General features: G+C 40.9%; 19 protein-coding genes and 1 tRNA gene. 8 read left to right on the top strand and 12 right to left on the bottom strand.

Annotation, left to right across the window (positions count from 1 at the left end):
• Positions 1-4: 4 nt before the first annotated feature.
• The gene (locus tag V7O63_RS09205; RefSeq protein ID WP_340818166.1) at positions 5-2,251 is read left to right on the top strand and encodes a tetratricopeptide repeat protein; all 2,247 of its coding nucleotides are present in this window, start codon (positions 5-7) and stop codon (positions 2,249-2,251) included.
• A 138-nt stretch (positions 2,252-2,389) separates the two neighbouring features.
• Here the strand turns inward: V7O63_RS09205 and V7O63_RS09210 are convergent, their stop codons facing one another.
• The 6 genes from V7O63_RS09210 to V7O63_RS09235 form a co-directional block, all read right to left on the bottom strand.
• Positions 2,390-3,025 (bottom strand): iron-sulfur cluster assembly scaffold protein, encoded by a 636-nt coding sequence (locus tag V7O63_RS09210; protein ID WP_340818168.1) that lies wholly within the window; start codon positions 3,023-3,025, stop codon positions 2,390-2,392.
• A complete protein-coding gene (locus V7O63_RS09215; RefSeq protein ID WP_340818169.1) occupies positions 3,022-4,200 on the bottom strand; it encodes a cysteine desulfurase family protein in 1,179 nt (392 codons plus the stop codon). The genes V7O63_RS09210 and V7O63_RS09215 overlap by 4 nt, the downstream gene beginning before the upstream one ends.
• A gap of 43 nt (positions 4,201-4,243) precedes the next feature.
• Entirely contained in the window at positions 4,244-4,681 is a 438-nt protein-coding gene (locus V7O63_RS09220; RefSeq protein ID WP_340818170.1) for a DsrE/DsrF/DrsH-like family protein, read from the bottom strand.
• Between the two features lie 38 nt (positions 4,682-4,719).
• Positions 4,720-4,944, bottom strand: a complete 225-nt coding sequence (locus V7O63_RS09225) for a sulfurtransferase TusA family protein (protein WP_340818171.1) — start codon at positions 4,942-4,944, stop codon at positions 4,720-4,722.
• 134 nt (positions 4,945-5,078) lie between these two features.
• Positions 5,079-5,897, bottom strand: a complete 819-nt coding sequence (locus V7O63_RS09230) for a metallophosphoesterase family protein (RefSeq protein ID WP_340818172.1) — start codon at positions 5,895-5,897, stop codon at positions 5,079-5,081.
• Positions 5,898-5,951: 54 nt separating this feature from the next.
• Positions 5,952-7,451 (bottom strand): sulfatase-like hydrolase/transferase, encoded by a 1,500-nt coding sequence (locus V7O63_RS09235; protein WP_340818173.1) that lies wholly within the window; start codon positions 7,449-7,451, stop codon positions 5,952-5,954.
• Between the two features lie 692 nt (positions 7,452-8,143).
• On the opposite strand from V7O63_RS09235, the gene V7O63_RS09240 reads away from it, so the two are divergent.
• Positions 8,144-8,848: a hypothetical protein gene (locus V7O63_RS09240; protein ID WP_340818174.1), complete on the top strand. Its 705-nt coding sequence runs from the start codon at positions 8,144-8,146 to the stop codon at positions 8,846-8,848.
• 150 nt (positions 8,849-8,998) lie between these two features.
• Here V7O63_RS09240 and V7O63_RS09245 read toward each other — a convergent pair whose 3' ends face one another.
• The gene (locus tag V7O63_RS09245; RefSeq protein ID WP_340818175.1) at positions 8,999-10,144 is read right to left on the bottom strand and encodes an MFS transporter; all 1,146 of its coding nucleotides are present in this window, start codon (positions 10,142-10,144) and stop codon (positions 8,999-9,001) included.
• A 2,523-nt stretch (positions 10,145-12,667) separates the two neighbouring features.
• A complete protein-coding gene (locus V7O63_RS09250) occupies positions 12,668-13,117 on the bottom strand; it encodes a hypothetical protein (RefSeq protein ID WP_340818176.1) in 450 nt (149 codons plus the stop codon).
• 156 nt (positions 13,118-13,273) lie between these two features.
• Between V7O63_RS09250 and V7O63_RS09255 the strand changes: the two genes are divergently transcribed.
• From V7O63_RS09255 to V7O63_RS09275, 5 genes are all read left to right on the top strand, one after another.
• On the top strand, positions 13,274-13,597 hold the full coding sequence (locus tag V7O63_RS09255; protein ID WP_340818177.1) for a DUF2551 domain-containing protein: 324 nt from the start codon (positions 13,274-13,276) through the stop codon (positions 13,595-13,597).
• Between the two features lie 52 nt (positions 13,598-13,649).
• Positions 13,650-14,051, top strand: a complete 402-nt coding sequence (locus V7O63_RS09260) for a hypothetical protein (RefSeq protein WP_340818178.1) — start codon at positions 13,650-13,652, stop codon at positions 14,049-14,051.
• A 60-nt stretch (positions 14,052-14,111) separates the two neighbouring features.
• Positions 14,112-14,187: transfer RNA gene (locus tag V7O63_RS09265), tRNA-Gln, on the top strand.
• A 151-nt stretch (positions 14,188-14,338) separates the two neighbouring features.
• Positions 14,339-16,342 (top strand): PAS domain S-box protein, encoded by a 2,004-nt coding sequence (locus tag V7O63_RS09270; protein WP_340818179.1) that lies wholly within the window; start codon positions 14,339-14,341, stop codon positions 16,340-16,342.
• Positions 16,343-16,424: 82 nt separating this feature from the next.
• The gene (locus V7O63_RS09275) at positions 16,425-17,876 is read left to right on the top strand and encodes a hypothetical protein (RefSeq protein ID WP_340818180.1); all 1,452 of its coding nucleotides are present in this window, start codon (positions 16,425-16,427) and stop codon (positions 17,874-17,876) included.
• A 51-nt stretch (positions 17,877-17,927) separates the two neighbouring features.
• On the opposite strand, the gene V7O63_RS09280 is transcribed toward V7O63_RS09275, so the two are convergent.
• The 4 genes from V7O63_RS09280 to V7O63_RS09295 form a co-directional block, all read right to left on the bottom strand.
• Complete coding sequence (locus V7O63_RS09280; protein WP_340818181.1) at positions 17,928-19,100, bottom strand: type III PLP-dependent enzyme; 1,173 nt, start codon at positions 19,098-19,100, stop codon at positions 17,928-17,930.
• Between the two features lie 355 nt (positions 19,101-19,455).
• On the bottom strand, positions 19,456-20,160 hold the full coding sequence (locus tag V7O63_RS09285) for a hypothetical protein (RefSeq protein WP_340818182.1): 705 nt from the start codon (positions 20,158-20,160) through the stop codon (positions 19,456-19,458).
• Between the two features lie 53 nt (positions 20,161-20,213).
• The gene (locus V7O63_RS09290) at positions 20,214-20,561 is read right to left on the bottom strand and encodes a potassium channel family protein (RefSeq protein ID WP_340818183.1); all 348 of its coding nucleotides are present in this window, start codon (positions 20,559-20,561) and stop codon (positions 20,214-20,216) included.
• 97 nt (positions 20,562-20,658) lie between these two features.
• On the bottom strand, positions 20,659-23,319 hold the full coding sequence (locus V7O63_RS09295) for an HAD-IC family P-type ATPase (protein ID WP_340818184.1): 2,661 nt from the start codon (positions 23,317-23,319) through the stop codon (positions 20,659-20,661).
• A gap of 156 nt (positions 23,320-23,475) precedes the next feature.
• Between V7O63_RS09295 and V7O63_RS09300 the strand changes: the two genes are divergently transcribed.
• A complete protein-coding gene (locus V7O63_RS09300) occupies positions 23,476-24,915 on the top strand; it encodes a ribulose-bisphosphate carboxylase (RefSeq protein WP_340818185.1) in 1,440 nt (479 codons plus the stop codon).
• The last annotated feature ends 36 nt before the right edge of the window (positions 24,916-24,951 follow it).

A 24,951-nucleotide genomic window follows, 5' to 3' on the forward strand; every position in this document is an offset into this window, starting at 1 on the left:
ATCAATGGATAAACAATATATTGCAGGTGGCTCCGGCATAACTGCTGGTGGAAATGTATCCTTTGATGATAACAGTGGTCAGATTGCAATTGGTGAATATATCAATCAGTTCAATTTAGAAAATCTCTCAGGTAAGGAATTAGCTGAACTGATAGATACTCTTAATCAAAAAAGGAAGGAAACGGCTAACTTAAGAATCGCAAGTAGTTACAATCCTTCCATTCTTCCAGATCTTCCATCTCGACTTAGAGAATTCGTTATTGAAAACCGAGTTGTTGAACTAACTCAAACTCTTGAATATCTTCAGAATCATCGCGTTTTGTTAATTAGTGGCATAGGTGGTGTGGGTAAGACAACATTAGCACGTGCTCTTGTTGAAACAATACCAGCAAATGTTCCAATTCCATTCTGGTTTGATTTCAACAAAAATAGAAATGCTACATTGGGGGACATTCTCGAACAGTTGGCAAGCTACATGAATAAACCGGACATTGCAAGTTTTAAACCTGAAGGAAAAGATGCTGGACAGGACGATATCAATAAATTGACTGCAGAATTAAGCAAGCGGGAAGGCGTCTGGCTAATCTTTGATAATCTGGAAACTGTACTGGAAGGCAGGAATTTCCATGAAGAAGGAATTGATCAATTGTTTACATCTTTGCGTGACAGTACCCATCAAGCCAGAATAATTGTAACAAGTAGAACTTTGCCTGTACTAAAGAATGGAGAAAGCTTAGTCGACGTAATAGATGAAGAAAAACAAGAACTAAAGGGTTTAAACGTTAATTTTGGCATTGATTTCCTGAGAAAGAATGGGCTTGATGAAGTCGAACCTGAAAAACTAGAAGAACTAGTGAAAGGAGTAGAAGGGCATCCATTAGCATTAAAGCTTCTGGTGAAAATCGTAAAGAAATTTGGTATAAAGGATGCACTAGATGATTTAAGCATGTACAAAGGAGAAAAAGAAGATACCATTAAAAAGGCGAGAAGGTTATTTGATAAACTGGCAGGGGATGAAAAAGAACTGTTAGAGCGTATAGCTGTTTTCCGCCAGCCTGAATCCATGACCGCACTCAAAAAAATGTTCACTGATAAGACCCCAAAAGATGCTTTAATGAAACTTATTGACAGCTCGCTTCTGGAAACAGATTGTGATGGTAACTATTGGCTTCACCCTTTAGTTCAGGAGTTTTCATATGATGATCTGGAAAATAAGGTGGAAGTCCATAAACTTGCCTGTGAACACTATCTTTCCTTCCCCATACCAGAAACACGAACAAAAAAAGAGGATGTTCATCCATTGATTGAGGCACAGTATCATGCATGCCTTGCCAAAGAGTATGACATGGCTGTCGCTATTATTTTTTCTAATAATCTGAATGAAGACCTTGATAGGTGGGGAAATTATAGGACACTTGTTGACATCTACTCTGATCTGCTATCTGATGATTCGTTCAAGAATCCTCCTTTGTTGAGCAAGATGAATATTCACAGTGCAGTTCTTGGAAGTCTCGGTCTCACTTACAGTAAACTTGGCCAGGTTGAGAAAGCCATTGAGTACTATGAGCAGGGACTTGTAATTGCACGCGATATAGGGGACAGGCTCAACGAAGGTAAACATCTTGGAAACCTTGCTGGCGCTTACCGTAACCTTGGTCAGGTTGAGAAAGCCGTTGAGCACTATGAACAGGGACTTGTAATTGCACGCAATATAGGGGACAAACGCAGCGAGAGCAATAATCTTGGAAATCTAGGTAACGCTTATTTTGATTTTGGTCAGGTTGAGAAAGCCACTGAATACTATGAGCAGGCACTTATGATTGCACGCGATATCGGAGACAGGCATGGCGAGAATACTTATCTTGGAAACCTTGGTAGCGCTTACTATGTTCTTGATCAGGTTGAGAAAGCCACTGAATACTATGAGCAGGCACTTATAATTGCACGTGATATAGGGGACAAGCGCGGTGAAGGCAATCATCTTGAAAACCTTGGTAGTGCTTACTATGTTCTTGATCAGGTTGAGAAAGCCACTGAATACTATGAGCAGGCCCTTATGATTGCACGCGATATAGGGGACAAGCGCGGTGAAGGCAATCGACTTGGAAACCTAGGAAACGTTTATAAAAATTTTAACCAGGTTGAAAGAGCCATTGAATACTATGAGCAGGCACTTAAGATAGCCACAGAAATAAAAAATCCACGACTATTCAATATCTGCAAAGAGAATCTTGAAGCACTGAAGAAATGAGATGGTTTACCCGGTTTGTAATTGCTATCTATATATTGCATAATATTGCACCTAAATCCCCATTTCAATCTATAGATGGTGATTTAGATATTTCCTACAGACATCGGTTCCTGAAAAATAAAAAAAATAGAGTTGCCTTTATTCGGTAAAGACAACGTTGACCTCTTCAACATCCCAGAGGGACTCGAGTTTCTCAAGGATTTCTTCTTTGATGTTAGTTGCAAACTGATGGTTGGAAGGGAGGTCTACAAGTACTCTTATAACACCGTCATTGATCTCCATCTTTGTCACAAGTTCGGTCCTGATGACATCAAGGCCTGCCATTGGATTCATGACATGCTTGAGCCTGCTTCTGATCACATCGACGGTGGTTGGTTCCTGTTCGGTCACAAGACCGTGCTTTTCTTCATAGTCACGGATGGCAGCCCTGAGACCTTCAACTGCAAGCACGGAGCAGTGTGCTTTTACAGGAGGGAGTCCTCCAAGTTCTTCAGCGGCTTCCTGCCATGTGATCTTCTTTGCTTCCTCGATGGTCTTGCCTTTTGCAAGTTCTGTGATTATGGAAGCGGTCGCGATATTAGAGGCACATCCGTATGACTCGAATTTTATATCCTCAATGATCTGTGTGTCCTGGTCGACTTGCAGGTAGACAGCCACCATATCACCACATGCAGGACTGCCTTCAAGTCCCTTTCCGTCAGGATTCTCCATCTTTCCTACGTTGCGGGGGTTCTTAAAGTGTTCAAGTACTTCTTTAGTATACGGGAATTTCATTCTTTCACCTCACTGCTATACAGAGGACTGATAGCCCTTAGCTGACTTACTATCTCTTTTATCGCATCTACGACGGCATCCACATCTTCCATGCTGTTGTAGCGTCCGAATGTGAACCTTATGGAACCGTGTGCCCTTTCGTGGTCTCCACCGATACCGAGTATCACGTGGCTCGCTTCAAGTGAACGACTGAAGCAGGCAGAACCGGTGCTCACTGCAAAACCTCTCATATCAAGGTGCAGTGTCATGGACTCGCCTTCTACATAGTGGAATGTGATGTTCGCGTTCTGCGGTGTTCTCTGTGCCTTGCTTCCGTTCAGGGTCACATGTGGTATCTCTTCAAAGACCCTCTTGATGGTGTAATCCCTGAGTGATGCAAGGAACTCATTCTCTTTCTCAGTTACAAGTTCGACTGCCTTTGCAAATCCTACAGCACCCGGGATGTTCTCAAGTCCGGCACGACGGTCGGTTTCCTGATATCCACCATCCATCCACTTGATGAGAGGAGTGCCCTTGCGGACATACAATGCACCTACGCCTCTTGGTCCGTGGATGGTGTGTGCTGACATGCTTATCAGGTCCACAGGTATCTTTGTGACATCTATGGGCACTCTCATGTAGCTGTGTGTTGCATCGGTATGGAACAGCACATCCTTTTCTTTGCATATCTTTGCAATTGCATCCATATCCTGAAGGGTACCTATCTCCTGGTTCGCATGCTGGATGGAGACCAGGACGGTATCATCACGTATCTTGCCCTTAAGTTCCTCAAGATCCAGGATACCTTCTGCGTCAACACTGATGTAGTCCACACTGTAGCCCTGTTTCTCAAGGTTCTTTGCAGTGTTCAGGACCGCAAAATCCTCAAGTTTCGACACGATGATGTGTTCTCCCTTCTTTTTCTGAAGGGCGGAGAGCACACCTTTTATTGCCATATTGCTGGACTCGGTCTCACCTGATGTGAAGACGATCTCCTCGGAAGAGGCGCCAAGTGAAGCTGCGATGGTACCTCTGGCTGCTTCCAGTCCCTCCTTTGCGTCAATTCCCATGGAGTAACCGAACTCTGATGTGGCTACCGCATAGGTATCAAAGTAATAAGGATTCATTGCGTCCAGTACTTTTTCATCTAATCGGGTACTGGCAGAATTATCAAGATATGTTATCTTATCGAACATCTGTTTCTCCTCGGGTCTTTCCCGGTCTGTTAAATGCAATAATTCATATGAAAAGTGTTATCTTTGCATCCTTAGCTTCCATTATGTAAGTGCCCACTGCACCATACTCATCTATCCACTCCCGGTTGAGTTCCTCGGGTTTGATGCCCATTATCTCCATGGTCATCTCACAGGCAATGATCTTACCGCCAAGTTCCTTATAGTCTTCCATGAGCTTGTCAAGGGAGACAACGTTGGCTTTCTTCATCCTGCTTTGAACCATCTTTTTCCCAAGTCCCAGTAAGTTCATCCTTGAAAGTGGCCCTTTGTCAAGTCCGTTCTTTTTCAGGCTCTGCAACCCCCAGAATGTAAAGAAAAGGGATGCTTCCATTCCCATTGAAAGTGCACCGTTCGCAACTATCATGGCGCTGTATATCTTGTCGAGGTCACCACTGTGAACCACTATTACAGCCTTGTCTGCCGCCATGTCTGTCATATCCATTCCCCACTTATATTCCTATAACAGTATCTGATCCTGCATCATCTCTTGATGCGTATCTTCCACTCTTTATCATCATTCTCTTCGACTTCCATGACCTCAAGACCCATTGCATTACAGGCCATTGGTATCTCTTTTTTGGAAGCAGGATGCGTTCCCAATATGACTATCTCATCTCCCGGAGCAGCTTTTTTGAGGGCTTTGCGGCATTCTACAAGAGGAACCGGGCAGGTCTCTCCTCTTACATCGATATTAGTTTCTGTCATATATTTACCCCATATAGTATCAGTGTCAGAGTAATTTAAATGTTCCTGATGATGCCCACTCTATGAGCTTATTCATATTTAACAATTGTGAACTGGGTAATTTCATCTAAGAGAGTTTGTGAGGCTCTGTACGCTTATTTATCAAGGGTGATAATCCTGTAGTTTTCATCCCGTCCTTCTTCATCCTGACCAAAAACGAAAACAGAGGCCTCATTACCTTTCACGGTGGCAAATGTGCCTGTATTTTTGATACCTGTGTATCCGGGGCTTGAGAATATTGACAGGAGTCTTTTGTCGAACAACCATGCATAGCCGCGGAAGTATGCTGTATGGGCACGTATCATCAATGAAAGTCCGTTCAGTCTCATAAAATCATGAAATACATCAGGTCCGAAACATTCCGGTCTTATGCCCCTTGTGGATGCGGTCATACCTGGAAGGTTCGATGGGTCGTTCCAGAGATAAGGGAAAGAGTTCTCTTTGGTCATTTCCTTAATATCGACAACTCCCGGAATGCCCCCATGTACACAAAATATAGTATTGTTCAGGAGTGCTGCGACCGGCATTTCCTGAAAGATGCTGTTGGCAAAAAGAAAGAGGTCGTGGTCCTGTATCTCATCGTAAAGACCATAGATGCTGTTCATTTCCTGTGTCTCATGATTCCCTTTCAGGAGTATGATGTTCCGTTCATTCTTTAGTTTCAGTTCAAGCAACCGGCAGAGCACAGCAACAGAATCCTGTCCCCTGTCAACGTAATCTCCAAGGAAGATCACATCCTCACATCCCATTTCCTGATACATCCTGAGAATGAACTCCAGTGCCTTGATATTGCCATGGATATCGCCAATTATCATAGCGTTAGCTGAACTTATACGAATGAGTGGAGCCTCATTTTTGAAAATAACCGAGGTTCCTTCAAGAAGTGTACGTAAGTCATTGTGACACAAAGCCATACGACCTTTAATTATGTCAATTGATCTTCTTCTACTTACTATAATATCTCTCGTTCATTCCTTCAATATCTTGCGGATCAGAGCAAGTCCTGTCAGGTTCACACAGACTATCAGTACCCCACCTGCAATGTAACGTTTGTTCCAAAATGATCCGTCACCTGTGGACTGGCTTCCTTCTGCCTGTGTAAGGGAAAGTATGTCAAGAAATGTGCTCGAACCCGTATCTATGGTGTATTCTATTATATTATCAGGTTCTGATGTTGACGTATACCTGAGTATGTACTCGATACCTGATTCAAGTCCCATGAAAGAAATGGTTCCCTCATTTGTATTCTGGTAGATGGTCTCTTCATTTCTCAGAATGATGATGTCCCCCTCTTCCGGCAAACTGACCCTGAGGTTCACATAGTCCTTTACATGTATCGCTGTGCCATCGGCAACTCTCAGTTCTCCGTGAAGGTTCAGCACTTCCAGGATGGTGGGTGCGATATCCTCCTGTCCGAATTTACCCTGGATCACACCGGTATCAACATCCTCTGCTGATATGATAAAAGGTACTTTCTGGGATTCGGTCATCACAGAATATTTGTCTGACTGATGCCCTCCTCTGGAATCTGCTGTCGGGAATGCCATTCCATGGTCACCTGTAAGGATGAAAGCCATATCATTTTCTAAGCAGGTAGTGTAGAGTTCAAAGGTAGCTTCATCCAGTCCTTCAATAGTTGCAATATATCCACTGTCCTTTTTGTAATGACCGGCACTGTCTACTGCTCCTGCATTGATGGTGAGGATATAGTTCTGTTCAGGATATTCTTTCGCCATGAACCCAACAAGGGCTGTACCTGTATCGATCGCCCAGATGTCATAAGCGTCATATCTTTCCTGAGAGCCTTCCGGATACTGGTCCAGTATTCCCTGTAATATGGATGAATGTTCCTGCATCATGTCTGCCACTGCAAAGGATATGCTCTTATCTGATGTTGATAACATGTTTGTGTCTGTGACCATCTTAGGTTCGTTGATGGAGTTATCCACATCATGTATCACTACATTCTGCTTGCTGCACATTCCGGATGAGTCTCCTTTCTGCATAATGGCAAATGCCATATAGTCATTGTCATGAGCTACATCGTATATCGTTGTCCTGTAAGCTCCCACAAGTTCTCCATCTGCTTTTGAATAACCGGTAGCAAGAACTGAATGTCCACCCTCCGTGAATGTCTGGGGTGCAGTTACATCAAGTACTCTGCAACTCTGGTCGAAGATACTCAATATCTTTTCCGGTCGGGCTTTCTCAAGTTCGCTTCCATCGATAGCATAAGGTGTGTATTCAGGATAGATATAAGAAGAACTGAGTCCGTCAACTATGAGAATTACCGCTCCATGTGGTGTATTTACCGGACCTATTTCTACAATACTGTTTGCAGTGCAGGTCGGGGATAGGAATAAAAGCAAAAAGCATAGCGTGAGTAGCTTAAAAACAGCATGCTCATGCAAGTTGCACCTTCCATCACCCGGGCATTTATGCTTCATTCCGTTTTTACTGGCTGTCATAACTTCATGAAAGAGGCGACAGGCATAATAAAGTTTCTATTTGGATTCACTTTTTATAAAATGAAGGCAATGCTTCTTATTTATTTCATCCATCTTCTGTTTTTGGGCATTTTTACGTGTGTTAAGACAAAGGGTAGGTTTATGTAATTATATTTAGTTACGTTAAGGTGGAATTAATATACACTAAACTATCTGATTCAGTGTAATAAATTTTAGTTACAGTTTTAACTTATAAGTAAATATGTGTTTAAAAATTAATTTATTATTAAAGTTATGAATTGTATTATGCTATTTTTATTTAAATATTTAGTGTTTGAATAGTATAGAGGTTGCAAATACAAAGTAGCGCAATTAGTCTATCTTGATTATTTCCGAATGTGTGATGAAATATGCAAAACATATAGATTTACTTTAAAAAGTATGACAGTTAAATTGAAGAAATCTTGTATGATTTCTGATATCAAAATATGAAATAACAAAATCTCATTTTTGATATCATTTACTACGTGTGATGGAGCTGTGCAAAAAAGAGTATTTTTCAGAAAACACTTGTTCAATGGTAATAGAAATATAGAGTTTTTGTTACGTCCCAACAAAATCCATAGCAGTAATACTATGAACAAAAAGTGGTAAACAAGCAAATTTAATTGTAAAATAGACATCTATTAATATTTGTAAAACCCCTTTCTTTTATGGACGATGTACTGAATGTAGATATACTTAAAGAATTTAATAAATTTGGACGGGTCTGGGGAACTCGTCCTGGTGAATTCGAGTCACCCTTTATGGTAACACCTAAAGAATTCATACAATATGCGGAAGCTAACTTAAATGAGAATACACCTCATGGCTTACTTGACTGTCTTTCAAACACCAAAAGAGCTATTGAGTGCCAAATGGATTCCCTCTTAATGTTTTTGGGGCTTTATGACATAGCTAAAAAGAAAAATCTAGGTTTCCCTTCAAAAGCTGAGATGCTAAATAAAGCAGGAATTATCTCACCTCGCATATTAATAAAGATTAATAAAACTAGAAATTTAATGGAGCATTCTTATGAGATACCAGAAAAAGAAAAAGTCGAAGATTCACTTGATGCTGCTTATCTTTTTGTGCTCAGCACAGAAAAATATCTAAGCATTTCTACTTATGCTTTTGATATTGAAAATGATTTACAGGAAGATGAGATTGAAAATGAAAAACCATTATATGATGGATCTTATTCTATCAAATTGGATCCGGAATTAAGAACATTATTCATAAAATCTAATATTTTTTTATTTTCTGAAACGTATGAGGGGCGTCAAGAAATTGAAAAAGAAATTGTTTTTGATTCAGATGAATACTACGATTATCTAAAAATTTATGTGCAACTTTATGACTTGGTTGGAATTCGTTAAATCTATTATTTTCACTCCGCTAGCCAAACCTTAACTTGTAAAAAGTAGTAACTTGTGGGCTGTGGCGGGTTTTAAATCCATTTGTGAAAAGCGATTCGCAGGGGACACTTGAGTGAATCACATCCCTAATAAACAACTTCCTTGAAGATTTCACTCCCCACTTTCCAGTCCATCCTTCAGAAAAAGGGACAGCACCATAAAAGCAGCACTCAAGATGAACACTGCCTGGTAGCCCATATCGATGAACAGGCCTGCAATTATCGGCATGAATGCGAGTCCTGCGTAGGTATATGTATTGAAGATGCCCATTGCAAGCCCTCTGTCAAAAGGCATGTGGGATACAGCAACAGGCAGGCCGATCATCCCTATTCCTGAACCGATCCCGAGCAGTGCGAATCCGGTGAATGGGAACCTTATAGAGATAAGCACTCCGGCCGCTGCTAATATCATTCCTGAGGTGACCATGTGTTTGAAATGCAGTTTCATCCTGCCGACCACGAGGTTCGTTATCATGGAGCTGATGTACAGTATTGCTATTGCAATGCCGAGTTCAGGTTTGCTGAGTATGTCCTTGCTGTATTCGGGATAGAACGCGAGCAGTACTCCGGTGATACCAAAAAGCAGGAATGCGGTTATCCAGATCCGCAGGAAGCGGATATTGAACAGCTTGCCTAATACTCTCTTGATTTCTGATCCAGGGGACATCCTTTTTGTGGGGGGTGTTGTTCTCTCTGTAGTCTTTGTACTCTCTTTCTCCTTATTGAGAAATAGGGTGACAATCCCTATGACCAGAACTATAATAGATAGTATAGTGAAGAGTGTGATCGCTCCCCTGACTGATCTGGAAGCAAGGAATCCGGATGCAAGAACTCCAACAGCGAGTCCTGCATTAAGGAGGAAGTTGAACTCACCGATGTATCTGTTCTTTTCATGGAAGCCTGCCAGCAGTGCATACGCTGGTGGGAAGAATGCGCCGCATGCGATTCCTTCCAGGAGTCTGGCAGTGACGAGTAGATAAATGTTCTCACTAAGTATCAACATCATCCCTGCAAAGGATGTTAATGTAATGGAAAGGGTGATGATCTTTATATTGTTATATCGGTCTGTCATGAAACCAAATGGGATCATGGTGAGTAAGGCACCTATGAAGTAGCCGGAAAAGAGTAATGTGTATGAGATGGTCCCTGATGATACAAGACTACCTGCAGCTATCTCAGGCAGAACCGGGATTACGGAATTTGACAATCCCATGATCAGAAAAACAGTAGAATATATTAGAATTCTTTTTTTGTCCATATGTCACCTGCACAGTTAATCAAATATGCCACCATCTCATATTTAGGTTTAGGAGTTCTGTCAAAGAGGCAGGTATGATTGTATGAATTGTTTCAGTTAGCAATAATAGCTTTCAATTAGCTAATATATACTTAAGTGTATATTTTGTGGATAGTTGAGAGGTGAATCTGTGATAAGTTAAAAAAGCATATTGTAGAATATATCCTTTAAACAATCTGTTATATTTCTTTAAAATTTACTATGTAGTTTTGTGTGCAAAACTTTTAAAATTTATAAAAGTTATATTTTTATTTATCTATTTTTATTTATTATTAATTGGTTTAGCTAGTATAGGCTAAAAGTTAAGTATTTATTTATATAAAAATAAGCAAATAAAATTAAACATTCAACTAATTTTTATTTAAGATTATAATTTACTTACAATTGCATGCTCAATAAATCTTAGGTTATCTGTCAAATAATCTTGATTGTTGCCAAATGTCAAATAAATTGATATTTTTATGATTCGGAGTTGTATTAGCTTATAGTTGGTCACTCAAGGATAATGGTGATTATTTTTAAATTTATCTCCCACTTAGCCCAGCAAAAAATAAAAAAACTAGTTACAATGACTATAGTAATATGGATGCCAGATAGTATGATGTGATTATTTGTACTGTTTTTGTGTAGATCATGACGGGGTGCTAAGTCATAAGTGGTATATTCTTATATACTATGGAATGGATGATTTTTCAAAAACATAGCATTTTTGCCATTTTTGGCAGCTTTAGACATCTGTACATATAGTCTATAGGAAAATGGATTTTTATGTTTTCAAGCTATGAAGTGCTGGACATAAACTTAAAAATTTCGAAAAGTTCATCCACTATAATTTAAAATTATATGCTAAAGTGGTTCAAAATTCCAGAACTTTATAATTTATCAGTGACAGTTTTAGTTGCGATTTTTCAGTTTGCATACTATAGACTAAAAGTACTAAAAACTATTATATAAAAATAGTATAATAATACTGGTTTGAAAACGTGCTTACTTCTAAAATAAATGTGTCTTAATAACGACTAGTAATTTTATTGTGCGCTTTTATTAGCGTACTTCCGATTTATTCACTAAATCCTCAAAAATGCAGAGTTTGTTCGCAATGATACGAAAACACCAATTATTTTAATTGCTCTTTATAAATATGCACGGATAATATTTTACTTTTATTACTTCACAATAAATTAATGTAACTATATATTGTAACTATATATTGTTCACTAAAGTGTATATTAATGCTCTATCCCATAACTATTCTTGATCACATTCTTTGTTTTCAGATGCAAAGCTGTAAATCTTATAATTTCCACCCTGTTCTAAATACTTCTTAATTTATGTTAATGGTCTTTTTATACTTTATTACATTGCATTTGAACAGCAAAAAACCCAATAGTTATATTACAAAGAGCATTTAGAGTTACTTTTAGTAGGTCGGAGGTCGATTAAAGCTGTCAGAAATGTTAAAAGCTCATGGTGGCAGACTATCATCAACCCCCTGGAAAGATATCCTGCCACCCCATCTGGTCCGTACTTTAGTTGGTTGCAAATAGGAATATTGTGCTTGTTTATACTTAAAGAGATAAGAAACATTGATTTTTATATAAATTATATCTTCGATACATTATAGGGTTATGATCAATTAAAAATTAAAGGTCTGATCAGGAAGTTTATTTGGTTGATCTGGTGGTACGATTAAAGCATCCTATCAGACCTTAAGCAATATGAGAATATCCAATTTTATCTAGTAGCAACAAGGTGCTATCTAGAGAACATCTCACAAGTAGACAATATATCTGTTTCTTCTTCTTCCTATTAGTAACTGCACGAAACAATATTCCTTATTATGAACGAACGTAAAAGTGAGTTCCTGGCAGAGCATATGAGGGAACAATGTTGTATTGGTAGTACAAAATGATATTGGCTATTGTGGGTGGTGGTAATTGCTCTACCAGGAGAATCTGGTCTTTCCCTCTAACCCTTGTATGCAAATGTTGCTATATAAGTCTATTGTTTTAGATCAACAGAAAACAGTAACTGTATATTCAATGTACAAATAACCAATTGTGTTTTTACAATTCATGGGCGTATATTTTATATTGAAAAAGAGCTATTGACGTCGATTTTATCTGCAATTAAGTTATATCCAAATGAATCTTACCATTTAGTTATGTATTTTTTGCACACAATATACAAAAAAAACCAGGGATTAAAATTATATGGGGTGTATTTAAATTTTTTAAATAATATTTGCAAAAAGTTTAGCTAGTTTTTTTGGGACATTTTGCAGTTGAAACCTCTATCAGCTTGAATCATAATGTGTATTTATAAAAATGGCATTATTAATTCCCACTGTCTGTTTATTTACAAACTGTGTATCATGCACAGTTATAATTTTTATAAAAGCTAGTTTGACTTTCATATAAAATTCTAAAATTTAATGTGTGGTGATCACATTATATGATCTTTTGTAATATGTCTATTCCTGAATCATATGTTGATATTGATTCCAAAAAGTTCCTCAAAATCCGCATATTTCTTCCTGGCTCTGTAAAGGTACTGGCGAACATATTTCTCTCCACGTACTTTTGCATACATGGCTCCCGTTTCTGCTGGTGTGAAAACAGTGGATAGCTTTTTCTTATCAATACCATCAAGGACTTTCAGATCATTGCAATTCTTGATATCAAAGAACTGAGTGATAGGTTCCTCACCTTGCCAGTTCCAGTCAGTATCATATCGGATAGCAAATATCGTATCACAAAGGCTGCATTTTCCAGCAACTATAGTACCTTTTTCATATGCGTGATAGCTTAAACTACTTACATCTGAATTACAGTTACTGCAAACACCAATGAAGTTCTTATCCAGACTCTGAGGGTCAATTTCAACAGAATCGACCTGAATTATATTCTTTTCAATATCGTACCTTATTTCCATATCGTCACCGAATATCTGAGATGTAAAACAATGCATTGATCATATTTATTCATTTTACTTCAGCAGCTTAATATTTCCACTTCATTATAATAGTTTAAAAACATATATATAGAGTGAGGGGCATATAAAAGGTTGTGCTATATATGAGGTGAAGCTATGGACTCAATTCGCGCAAAGATAAAAAGAAGATTACAAAAGTTCATTGAACTGGATTGTAATGGACTCCGTAGTCATATCTTATCACTGTTCTTAAAAGTGAAAGAGACAACAGTTGATGAACTGCATGAGAACATCACACAGAAGTATGATATCTCACGTAGCGCTGTAGCATCAATGGTAGGTTACATCTATTCGAAGTTAGGTGTACTCCGGTCTCACAAGGAGTCGTATAAGACCCCGATAGTGTATTCCTTGAAGGAAGAATACGAAGACCTTATCCGGTCTACACTGGAATCGAAACCTTCAGCTTCCGGTTGTTGAGGCAGCGAATACAGCAACAGAATACGAATATCCTGTCAGCTCACGCATTTAAATGTCCATTGTAAAAAACGCACCAAGAACCTCTACAACGCTTGTAGTACGTTCCGATGCCAATTCACGCATTACTCATTCCAGAGACCCGTATTACAACCTGATGAGGCGTCTCTTTCAGGAAGAAGCAACGGCCATTCGCGGCCAGAAATTCCTTATGATGGTCGAGGACCGCCAGAAAAGTGGGAATCCGATAAAGACCAGTGAATGGGAAAACCTTCTTGAAGAACTTGATATCGGAAGAGCCTCATTCTACGCAATGCGAAATAAGCTGCTGGGAGCAGGCCTTATTACTCATAAAGATAAGGAATATCGTCTGTCAGGTCAGTTCAGCAAGGATCTCATAGATATGGCACGATGGTGGTGGACCGCAGTTCTCAACGAGAACCCGGAAGGCCTGTAATAGTCTGCCAGCCGATACCTTTATATCTAACCTTTACAATTAAGGAGATGCATTCACCGTAGCCCGGTAGTGTAGTGGTCAATCATGCAGGACTCTGGATCCCGCAACCTCGGTTCGAATCCGTGCCGGGCTACCAAATATCTTTTTTAGTATTTCTTTAAGTCATGCTTGTTATCCTGCAATTGATAGTATGATTTGTTACTTAGGTAGTTATAATAGCAACGAATACATATTGATTATATACAGGATTATTTGCATTTTTTCCGGAACTACAGGTGGCATTGCATATGTCTGATGACCATAGATTCAGGGAACTTATTCAGAAGCTCCAGATAGGTGTTCTTTGTTGTGATACAGAAGGAAATATCACATATGTTAACCAATTCCTACTGGATATTCTTGGCTCTCCTTCTGAAGAAGTTACAAGTTCCGTCAATCTCTTCACATTCAAACCTTTGATGAAAGCAGGTTTACCTGAGCTTCTGGAAAGGTCTATGAACGAAGATATCGAAGTAACTACTGAAGTTGCCTACACTTCGATCTGGGGCAAAGAACTTTTTTTAAAGCTGACTTCAAGACCTGATAGGGATGAGAAGAATGAACTCATTGGTTGTGTTGTCACCTTTGAGAACATTTCCAGAAGACGGAATGTAGAGAACATTCTCCTTAAAAAAAGTAAGATCGAGCACTTAATGGCGAAGATATCTGCAATGTTCATGATTCTTGCACCAGATGAAATAGATGGAGGTATCATAGAGGCACTCGGGTCTTTAGGTGAGATCACAAGTTCTGATCTCATCTGTATTTTTCAGGTCGATGTAAAAGGACAGATAGCCTGCACTCACTTCTGGCATGATAGATATGCAAGATCAAGGGAAATTATCCTTAAAGATATTGTACTCAGGAATCCTGAATGGTTCATCGGGAAATGTGAGGATCCCTGCATAGTTTCAGATACGGATCTTGAAACTATAGGCGTGGATGTGGCTGATCTGAATGTGCTTACCAGGGGTGGAAAACAGTCCCTTGTTGTTGTCCCGATCGTCGATCGTGATAAAAATATGAATTTTTTGTGTCTGGATTCATCATACAACTCTGATGAGCTGGATGATGAGATGTTCCGACTTTTGAGCATCATTGGTGAGATCCTTATAAGTGCAATACAGCGCAAGGAGCACGGTCAGCTTCTGATGAAGAATGAAGAGAAATATCGCAGGATATTTGAAGAGATCCATGATGTATATTTTGAAGATAACTTTGAAGGTGAGATCTTAACAATAAGTCCCTCCATAATGAAACATCTGGGCTATCATGAAAGTGAGTTGATAGGCAGACATATAAGTATTTTATATAATGAACCTGATGAACGACAAAACTTCCTGAATGAGATAACTAAAAATGGTTTTGTAACACATTATGAGATAAAATTGGTTAAGAAAGATGGTAGTGTAATTGATACATCTGTAAATGCACATCTTGTTTATGGAAAAAATGGTAAACCTTCGATGATTGCCGGTATCATAAGGGATATTACCAAACAAAAGATGATAGAGCAGGCTCTTATCGAGGCAAGGATGATGGCTGAGGTGGCCAACAGGACAAAAAGTGAGTTCATTGCAAATATGAGTCATGAACTGCGTACACCTCTGAACTCCATTATCGGCTTCTCGGATTTCCTTCTGGAACGTACCTTCGGTGACCTTAATGATAAACAAATGAGATATATCTCGAATATATCCAGTAGTGGGAAACATCTTCTTGTGCTTATCAATGATATTCTCGACATATCTAAGATCGAAGCAGGTGAGATGGTGATCAATTTTGAGGACTTTGTTCTCACAGATGTCATAGAGGAAGTACTTTCTATCATGAATCCGCAGGCTTTGAAGAAGAATATCGCAATTAAATACAATAATCCAGCCACATTAGAGATAAATGGGGACAAGGCAAGAATAAAACAGGTTCTCTATAACCTTATAAGCAATGCTATAAAGTTCACGCTGGAAGGGGGTTCAATAGAAATTATTGCTGTTATTGACAATGGCCATATGGCAATATCCGTATGTGACACAGGAATTGGTATTTCCCCTGAGGATATTGGCACTTTATTCCATCCTTTCAAACAGGTAGATTCATTCTATAACCGCCAATATCATGGAACTGGCCTGGGCCTTGCTCTTGTGAAAAAGTTCATTGAAATGCACAATGGTACTGTCAGTGTTGAAAGTGAACCGGGTGTAGGTAGTTGTTTCATTGTCAGGATACCATTGTCTCCTGAGATCCCAATATGAAAAAAGTTTATCAGTGATACGGACTGATAGATAAACTTAGCTTATATCTAAATTAATGAGTTATAATCTTTGTAGAGGTAGCATGATCCTTCAGAAAAAACGTCCAGTTGTGCTGGCCATGATGATTATGGTCTTTGCCTTTATTCTCTCATCCGGGTGTCTAATAGAAGAAACCCCTGGTGACAATCCATATGGTGAAGGCGAAATTGTAAATGGCTATGAAGGAGCCTCAGACCCTGAAGATGTTCTGGAAGGCAATGGTTTTGATAAGGAATACCAGGATATCTATTCTTTCCCGTATACGGTATCCCTAAAAAGGACAGGCATCCTTGAATTTGAGAACAATTATTCTCTGAAAGTGCTTGATGTGGACAAAGAGAACGAACGTGTCACCATATCTTTCAGAAAGAATGGATATGAGTATGCATCAGGTACGATGCTTGTAGGTTCGGCATACAATATCAAAGATACGAATGACCTGAATGTCATCTACACCATTTATGTTGACGGGATCCTTGACAATAGTTTTGTTGTTAACCTGACATATACGGTAGAACCTGGGATCATTCTGGAAGCCGACCCCTATGAAGGCAAAGCAAGGGAGACAGACCTCAGGATAAATGAGGATACGATCGAAAGGATCTACAGATGGGATTACGAAAGTACGGAGTTCACAGTTGAATATGAGTACAATATCGAAGCGTATGACTCATATTCAGAAAGGAGTCGTAACAGGGAATATACTCATTTTGTCAATGATCCATATGATGATGAACTGATATCCATGATAGCATCACAACTGAGTGAACTTGCTGAGGAAGGGGGTTACAGCAGAGATGATATTCCTTACATTGCCATGACATTCGTCCAGTCACTCCCGTATGTAAGTGACAGTGCTTCTGCAGGGTATGATGAATACCCTCGCTTCCCCTTCGAGACATTATACCATGGTGGCGGGGATTGCGAGGATTCCTCGATACTGCTGGCTTCCCTGCTCTATGATATGGGTTATGGTGTAGCCCTTATAGAACTCCCGGGACATATGGCGGTCGGAGTAAAAGGTAGCTCTGATCTTCAGGGCAGTTATTATGAGTACTCGGGTGTAAGGTATTATTATCTTGAGACTACAAATTCCGGATGGGATGTTGGGGTGATCCCTGATGAATATGCTGGTCTTGAAGCAACTGTAGTGCCAGTTTTTGAAGGCTATCCGGAGCTTATGCCAGAGTTCAGTGGTAAGGGTCAAAGTATCGGACAGGTGACCTATGTAGACCTTGAAATAGAAGTGGTAAACGTGGGCTCCGGGGATGCTGAAGACGTTGTTATATATGCAACACTTGAGACAACTACCGATGGCATGGTGTGGGATGACATGGAAACTGATACCAATATAGACCTTGCTGTTGATGAGGCACTGACCTATACTGTTTATGACCTCCATGTTCCGGCTGGTGAGAAGTATCGTGTGGGTATCTGGGCATGGGGTCAGAATGCGGATCCTGCGTATGTTTACAGCGACTGGACCACTGCATGATAATGATAAAATACAAAAAAGAGTTTAAGGAAAAGGTTATACCTTTTCCGTTCACATCACGTATGCTTTCAAAGGTGGGATGCCATTGAAGGCGACGGAACAGTAACTCTGGGTGTATGCACCTGTAGTGAAAACATAGAGACGTTCACCTTCTTCCATTGCATCCGGAAACACATATTTATGGTCCTCATAGAGGATGTCCATGCTGTCACAGGTAGGCCCGGCAAGTATGGCCTCTTCCTCATATCCTTTCCTTTCAGAGTATATGGGATATTTTATGCATTCTTCAAGGGTCTCAATAAGTCCTCCGAACTTTCCTATATCCAGATAGACCCATTTGTACTGATTCAGTTTTGACTTCTTTGATATCATGATGACCTCGGTGACAATTATTCCCGCATCTGCAACAAGTGAGCGTCCGGGTTCTATGATAATCTCCGGGTGATCATCTCCGAAGTCTTCTTTTATGAATCGCAGGATCTCATGTGCATATGTGCTGAGCTCATTGGCAGGTGAGAGGTATTTAGCAGGGAAACCACCGCCCAGATTTATCATCTTAAGTTTTATACCATGAAGAGCAACGGCTTCGAAGAGGTATTTGCATTTTGAAAGAGCATTGTCCCATTGTCCTATATCGCGTTGCTGAGAACCGACATGGAATGACAGGCCGTAGGGTTCAAGCCCGAGTTCCTGTGCCAGGATTATAAGTTCAAAAACAACATCCGGATGTGCGCCGAACTTACGGGAAAGTGGCCAGTCAGCACCATCACTTTCTGTTAACAGACGGAAGAATACCCGGGAACCTGGTGCATTCTTTGCTATCTTCCTCAGATCGCTCTCAGAATCCGTAACAAAGAGACGAACACCTTTCTGGTATGCGTAGGCAACATCCTTTTCCTTTTTGATAGTATTACCATAGCTGATCCTTTCAGGCTGGACACCAAGTCTTAACAGATGGTCTATTTCATAGACTGTTGCAGCATCGAAGTTCGAACCTTTATTCTTGAGTGTCAGGATGACCTCATCAAGAGGATTTGCCTTTATTGCATAGTATACCTTGACAAAAGGCATATTCTCTATTAGTTCATCGTACATCTTTCCGACTTTAGCAAGGTCTATAACAAGGAAGGGGGTCTCTTTGTCCTTTGCGAACTTTTTTACCTTTTCAAAGTCATCCTCTGAGATAAGATCCTCTAGAGGGAAGTTGTATTGCTCTTTTCTCATATCTACTCCTTTTTTAGTTAGAAACAAGTAATACAAGGAGCTAGCAAGTTGTAAAACAAGACTATACTAGTTTATTCTGATATATACTTGATAATTAGCAGTTAATATCATATTAGATATTTAAAATTGATTCTTGATGGTAATAATTAGCTATTGTCAAATATATAATGTTTATTCATGTCTATAATCTATAGAATAAAGTATAAACTGATATATTACATTTATAATACATAAAAAGTGACATATGGCGATATATAGTGAAATTACTTCAATTTAATTATTTATATCAATGATGATATTGCAGGAACTCTATAAATCACTTATAACATGCTTAAACAGCTTCATAAGTGAAAATTCATTCATCCATAAGTTCAAAAGTAGTATTGACAAGTATCTGCTGGCTGAGTGGGGTTGTAAGGACGATACCAGCTATATAGCCAGAAAGACTTAGCCACTGTGGCCATTGCAAGAAGAAACCTGCATAATATGGCACAACCCCTGCCAGTGCGACCAAAGCAATGATGGTGCATACTATGGTACTTGCAATGAAGTTGTCCTTCACCACCTGAATGCTCTCCGATATCGCCTCGGTAATCGCATATTTCCTGATCACAAAAAGAGGGAGCACATAGATCACAAGGATGGCAGGAACGGCGGCTACACATGCCAGGACTATGGCTACGACCATGATCAAGGCGACCACCATGGTTTCGGTAAGGACCTGTCCTGTCAATGGACCGGCCAGGACCATGATCACACCTGCAAAAACGAAAAGTATGACCCATATCAGCATCAATACGACAATGACAGCCAGCATGAAAAGGAAGTACACCCATCCTCTTACAAAATTGCCGGAATGAAAACCGCTGAAGATGTCAGCTGTCCTGACTGTTTCCTGACGTGCCCCTTTTACAAGCATTGAGACAAAGCCATAGAGTAGGGATGGTGCGGTTATGGTGAAAATAGAGCCGAAAGTGAGGATAAGGGCAGCCATCCCATAAGCTGGGAGATTGTTTAAAGTGATGTTCAATGATTCCCTGAACAGCTTTGTGTATTCCATATTCTTTCAGCCTTTTTTCTGTACATTAAAAAGACCGGAGCTGATATTAAAGACTACGGATTGTCATTAACGGTTCCTGAAAAAAGGTTGAGGAACGTGTTCACGATCTCATACACTACAATGACCACAGGTACGAAGAGGATACTGTAACCAAGGGTCTGAAGTAAGATGGCAATGATCCTGCCGAATCCTGTCTGCGGTACGATGTCACCGTATCCTACGGTCAGGAGTGTTGAAGATGCCCAGTATATCGATAATGGGATAGTATTAAAGCCACCATTCTTTCCTTCTATAATGTACATCAGGATACCTGTCAGTACTGTTATGAATAATATTATGATCATGAATATCCCAATTTTGAAACAGCTTTTTCCTATGATCCGTTTCAGTATCTCATTCATCAAGTAGTAAAATTAATTTATTTTAATTTAAATTTATGTATCGTTCTGTTCAATTTTTCCTTAGTTCTTCTCTTCATAATACATTCTGAACCGGATGCTATCGTCCTTTATTTTCCCTGGATTGTTTATGCAACTTCTTTTCCGCTTCGATCAGGAAGAATACAGTACTTGAGATCAGTATGATCGCTATCCAGTCTGAGATATCGAGCGGAGAGGTTCTCAGGACAGTATTCATCATGGAACTATATGTAATGAAAAATTGCAATGACAGCACAATGAATATCCCGCCAAGCATTGCACGGTTCGAGAACAAGCGATCCAGGACATTCTCATAGATGGATTTTGAAGTGAAGAGGTAGAATATCTCAAAAAGGACAATGGTGTTCAGGACAATTGTCTGTGCCTTTGATATATCGACACCTGCACCTGTCTTTTCGAAGAAGAGCAGGAAACTTGCAGTTACCATCAAAAGTGCTACGATCACTATCCTTTGTTTTATCACCGGGAGAAGCAATGGCTCATCCGGTGGTCTTGGTGCTCTCATAAGGAGGTTCCTTTCCTTTGGTTCGAATACAATGGGAACACCAAGTCCAATAGCTGTGACAGTATTGATCCACAGGATATGGATAGGTAACAGTGGAGGGTTTGTGATCCCTAACAATACTGCTGTCATAATGGCAAGTCCTTCGGCTGCATTGGTCGGTAAGGTCCAGAGAACTACCTTCTGTATCTTGTCATAGACATCCCTTCCTTCCTCCACAGCATTGACGATCGATGCGAAATTATCATCTGCAAGGACCATGTCAGAAGCTTCTTTTGCAACCTCGGTACCGGACATACCCATAGCCACACCTATGTCCGCTTTTTTAAGGGCAGGCGCATCATTGATACCATCCCCGGTAACAGCCACCACATCTCCTTTCTTCTGGAGCAGGCCTACAATACGGGATTTGTCTTCAGGGGATGTACGGGCAAAGACCGATATCGTTCCCAGTTCCCCGGAAAGATGTTCATCGGACATGGCTCCCAGGTCCGACCCGGATAAAACACCACCAGTTTTGATCCCAAGCTGTCCGGCAATGCTGTTTGCTGTAAGGACATGGTCTCCGGTGATCATTATAACCCTGATGCCTGCAGTATTGCACTTTTTTATCGCTTCCCTGGCCTCTTCCCGTGGCGGGTCCATCATACCCTGTAATCCAAGGAAGATAAGGTCATGTATATCTTCAGGAGCCATCTCCTTCTTATTGACATCCATATGCCTGTATGCCATTGCTATGACACGCAATCCCCTTGACGCCATTTCGGAAGCTGCTTCAAGTATCTTTCCACCATGAAGGTCTGTTTCGTTCTCTCCGTCATACCGAGAGGTGCACATGCTCACTATCTTTTCAGGAGAGCCTTTTACATAAATGATGTTCGTACCCTCATCCGGTTCATTCAGAGTTGCCATGAACATCTTCTCTGATTCAAAGGGAATTGAATCCAGCCTTGGGAGATGGAATGCCGACAACTTTCTTCCTGATACGAGCAATGCACGTTCTGTGGGGTCTCCGTCAATACCGCCATCTTCCTTCATGTAGGCATCATTGCACAGGGCTCCGGCCTTGAGTGTCTGTACAAGCGAGGGATACTTCGCTGCATCTATGGGCTGTCCATTCTGAAAGAAACCACCTTCTATGGAGTATCCATCGCCTGTAACCGAGAACATGCCTTCTGAGGTGTATATTGAGACCACGGTCATCTGATTCATCGTGAGAGTGCCGGTCTTGTCGGAACAGATGACACTTGCCGAACCCAATGTTTCAACAGATGGCAGGTTCCTTACAATAGCGTTCTTCGATGCCATGGCTTTTACACCAATAGCAAGGGATATGGTGATAAGTGCAGGCAATCCTTCAGGGATAGCTGCCACAGCCATGCTTACAGTGGCAAGGAATATTTCCAGATCCTCAAAACCCTGATATCTCCCGACAAAGTATGTGATGATCGAAAGTAGTATGATGACAAGGAAAAGCTTCTTTCCCAGGCGGTCGATCGTGCGTGTGAGGGGAGTGGATATTGTCTCTGTTTCCCTGATAAGTTCCGATATCTTACCTATCTCGGTCCTGATGCCAGTGGATACTACCACACCCATGCCGGTGCCATGTGTGATCAGTGTTGCGGAAAATGCCATGTTCTTCTGGTCACCAAGGGGTACATCCTCGCCTGTCAGGGCAATTGTATCCTTTTCAGCGGCCACGGATTCACCGGTAAGGGCCGATTCATCTATACTGAGATTCCTGGTCTGGAACAAACGAAGGTCTGCCGGAACCCTTGCTCCCGCCTCAAGCAGCACGACATCACCGACGACAAGTTCCCGGCTATGGATCTGCTCACGCAGACCGTCCCTCAGAACAGTGGCTTCCGGTTGCATCATCTTTGCAAGAAGTTCAAGGGCATTCTCCGCTTTTCTTTCCTGCACGAAACCTATGATGGCATTGGCAAGAACAACACCTGTAATAACAGCAGAATCCGCATATTCATCCAGAAGGAATGTGACAACTGCTGCAGTTATCAGTACATAGATAAGAGGATTTTTGAATTGCTTTAAGAACAGGTACAATGGCCCGTGTTTTTTCTTAGTTTCAACTTCGTTGTAACCATGCTTTGAAAGACGGAGGCTCGCCTCTTCTTCTTTCAATCCTTCCTTTCCCGTCTCAAGAAGAGTAAAGGTCTCTTCCGGACCTGTGCGGTACCAGCTAACCTCCCCACTCATAAATGAATGTGGTCGTTCTTTAGTTAAAAAAATTTGCAATACCGTGCGATATTCGGGAAAAAAGTATTATCCTATTTTCATCATGTTTTCATCCCGGTCTCAGGAACGGTCAAACATTCCAAAAACTAAAATAGATTGCAGACTTTTTTCCTTTATATGAGTTCTATTCACGAAGATCTGGTCAAGTCGCTCAATCCGAAACAGGAAGCATATGTGAATCTGGAGTTGCCGGAACCCACCAACGGAGAATACCTTCTCAGTGTCTTCCGTCTGGTGCCTGGAGGTAAGTTCAATGTATTGCAGGCTGCTGCTGAGGTTGCTGCTGAATCGTCCACTGGGACGAATTTCAAGGTCAATACAGAGACACCATTCTCAAGGACCATGAACGCGCTGGTCTACCAGCTGGACCTTGACAGGGAACTTGTATGGATAGCATATCCGTGGAGGCTCTTTGACAGGGGAGGGAATGTCCAGAATATACTCACCTACATTGTGGGCAACATTCTCGGAATGAAGGAGGTTGCAGCTCTTAAACTCCTTGATGTATGGTTCCCTCCATCCATGCTGGAACAGTATGATGGTCCTGGTTTTACAGTGGACGATATGCGCAGGTATCTCAATGTGTACGACAGGCCGATCCTCGGGACCATCGTCAAACCGAAGATGGGACTCACATCTGCAGAGTATGCAGAGGTCTGTTATGATTTCTGGGCAGGCGGTGGTGATTTTGTCAAGAATGATGAACCACAGGCCAACCAGGATTTCTGTCCCTATGAGAAGATGGTAGCTCATGTAAAGGAGGCTATGGACAAGGCTGTAAGGGAAACAGGACAGAAGAAAGTGCATTCATTCAACGTCTCTGCCGCAGATTTCGATACCATGATCGAAAGGTGTGAGATGATAGTCAATGCAGGTTTCGAACCCGGAAGTTATGCATTCCTCATTGACGGTATAACTGCCGGATGGATGGCCGTACAGACTCTCAGGCGCAGGTATCCTGATGTCTTCATCCACTTCCACAGGGCAGCTCACGGTGCTTTCACAAGACCTGAGAACCCCCTTGGATTCTCTGTGCTGGTACTCTCAAAGTTCGCAAGACTTGCAGGTGCTTCAGGTATTCACACAGGTACTGCTGGTGTGGGTAAGATGAAGGGAACACCGGAAGAGGATGTCGTTGCAGCCCATGAGATCCAGTATATGAGTGCAGAGGGTCATTTCTTCACACAGAGCTGGTCAAAGATACCTGAAACGGATAAGGATGCCATAGCTATTGTCAATGAAGATATTGCGCATCACGTGGTACTCGAGGATGATAGCTGGAGAGGCATGAAGAAATGCTGTCCTATCGTATCAGGTGGCCTGAATCCTGTGAGGCTAAAGCCATTCATCGATGTGATGGGAAATGTTGATTTCATAACCACCATGGGTTCAGGTGTACATGCTCACCCTGAAGGCACACAGGCAGGAGCAAAGGCCCTTGTACAGGCATGTGATGCCTACCTTAGAGGTGTGGATATAGAGGAATATGCTAAGGACCATAAGGAACTGGCACAGGCAATTGAGTTCTTCACAAAGGCAGCGAAAGATGCAATGTGATCACCAATAGCATTCAATATACGGTAAAAAGGACTG

Source organism: Methanolobus sp. WCC4 (genome assembly GCF_038022665.1).
GTDB lineage: Archaea > Halobacteriota > Methanosarcinia > Methanosarcinales > Methanosarcinaceae > Methanolobus.

Coding starts and splice junctions, on each gene's coding strand:
- V7O63_RS09225 (WP_340818171.1), bottom strand. CDS start 4,944: ATGACAGAAACTAATATCGATGTAAGAGGAGAGACCTGCCCGGTTCCT.
- V7O63_RS09270 (WP_340818179.1), top strand. CDS start 14,339: ATGTCTGATGACCATAGATTCAGGGAACTTATTCAGAAGCTCCAGATA.
- V7O63_RS09275 (WP_340818180.1), top strand. CDS start 16,425: ATGATCCTTCAGAAAAAACGTCCAGTTGTGCTGGCCATGATGATTATG.
- V7O63_RS09280 (WP_340818181.1), bottom strand. CDS start 19,100: ATGAGAAAAGAGCAATACAACTTCCCTCTAGAGGATCTTATCTCAGAG.
- V7O63_RS09245 (WP_340818175.1), bottom strand. CDS start 10,144: ATGGACAAAAAAAGAATTCTAATATATTCTACTGTTTTTCTGATCATG.
- V7O63_RS09240 (WP_340818174.1), top strand. CDS start 8,144: ATGGACGATGTACTGAATGTAGATATACTTAAAGAATTTAATAAATTT.
- V7O63_RS09210 (WP_340818168.1), bottom strand. CDS start 3,025: ATGAAATTCCCGTATACTAAAGAAGTACTTGAACACTTTAAGAACCCC.
- V7O63_RS09295 (WP_340818184.1), bottom strand. CDS start 23,319: ATGAGTGGGGAGGTTAGCTGGTACCGCACAGGTCCGGAAGAGACCTTT.
- V7O63_RS09220 (WP_340818170.1), bottom strand. CDS start 4,681: ATGGATATGACAGACATGGCGGCAGACAAGGCTGTAATAGTGGTTCAC.
- V7O63_RS09235 (WP_340818173.1), bottom strand. CDS start 7,451: ATGACAGCCAGTAAAAACGGAATGAAGCATAAATGCCCGGGTGATGGA.
- V7O63_RS09300 (WP_340818185.1), top strand. CDS start 23,476: ATGAGTTCTATTCACGAAGATCTGGTCAAGTCGCTCAATCCGAAACAG.
- V7O63_RS09285 (WP_340818182.1), bottom strand. CDS start 20,160: ATGGAATACACAAAGCTGTTCAGGGAATCATTGAACATCACTTTAAAC.
- V7O63_RS09250 (WP_340818176.1), bottom strand. CDS start 13,117: ATGGAAATAAGGTACGATATTGAAAAGAATATAATTCAGGTCGATTCT.
- V7O63_RS09290 (WP_340818183.1), bottom strand. CDS start 20,561: ATGAATGAGATACTGAAACGGATCATAGGAAAAAGCTGTTTCAAAATT.
- V7O63_RS09255 (WP_340818177.1), top strand. CDS start 13,274: ATGGACTCAATTCGCGCAAAGATAAAAAGAAGATTACAAAAGTTCATT.
- V7O63_RS09205 (WP_340818166.1), top strand. CDS start 5: ATGGATAAACAATATATTGCAGGTGGCTCCGGCATAACTGCTGGTGGA.
- V7O63_RS09215 (WP_340818169.1), bottom strand. CDS start 4,200: ATGTTCGATAAGATAACATATCTTGATAATTCTGCCAGTACCCGATTA.
- V7O63_RS09230 (WP_340818172.1), bottom strand. CDS start 5,897: ATGGCTTTGTGTCACAATGACTTACGTACACTTCTTGAAGGAACCTCG.
- V7O63_RS09260 (WP_340818178.1), top strand. CDS start 13,650: ATGTCCATTGTAAAAAACGCACCAAGAACCTCTACAACGCTTGTAGTA.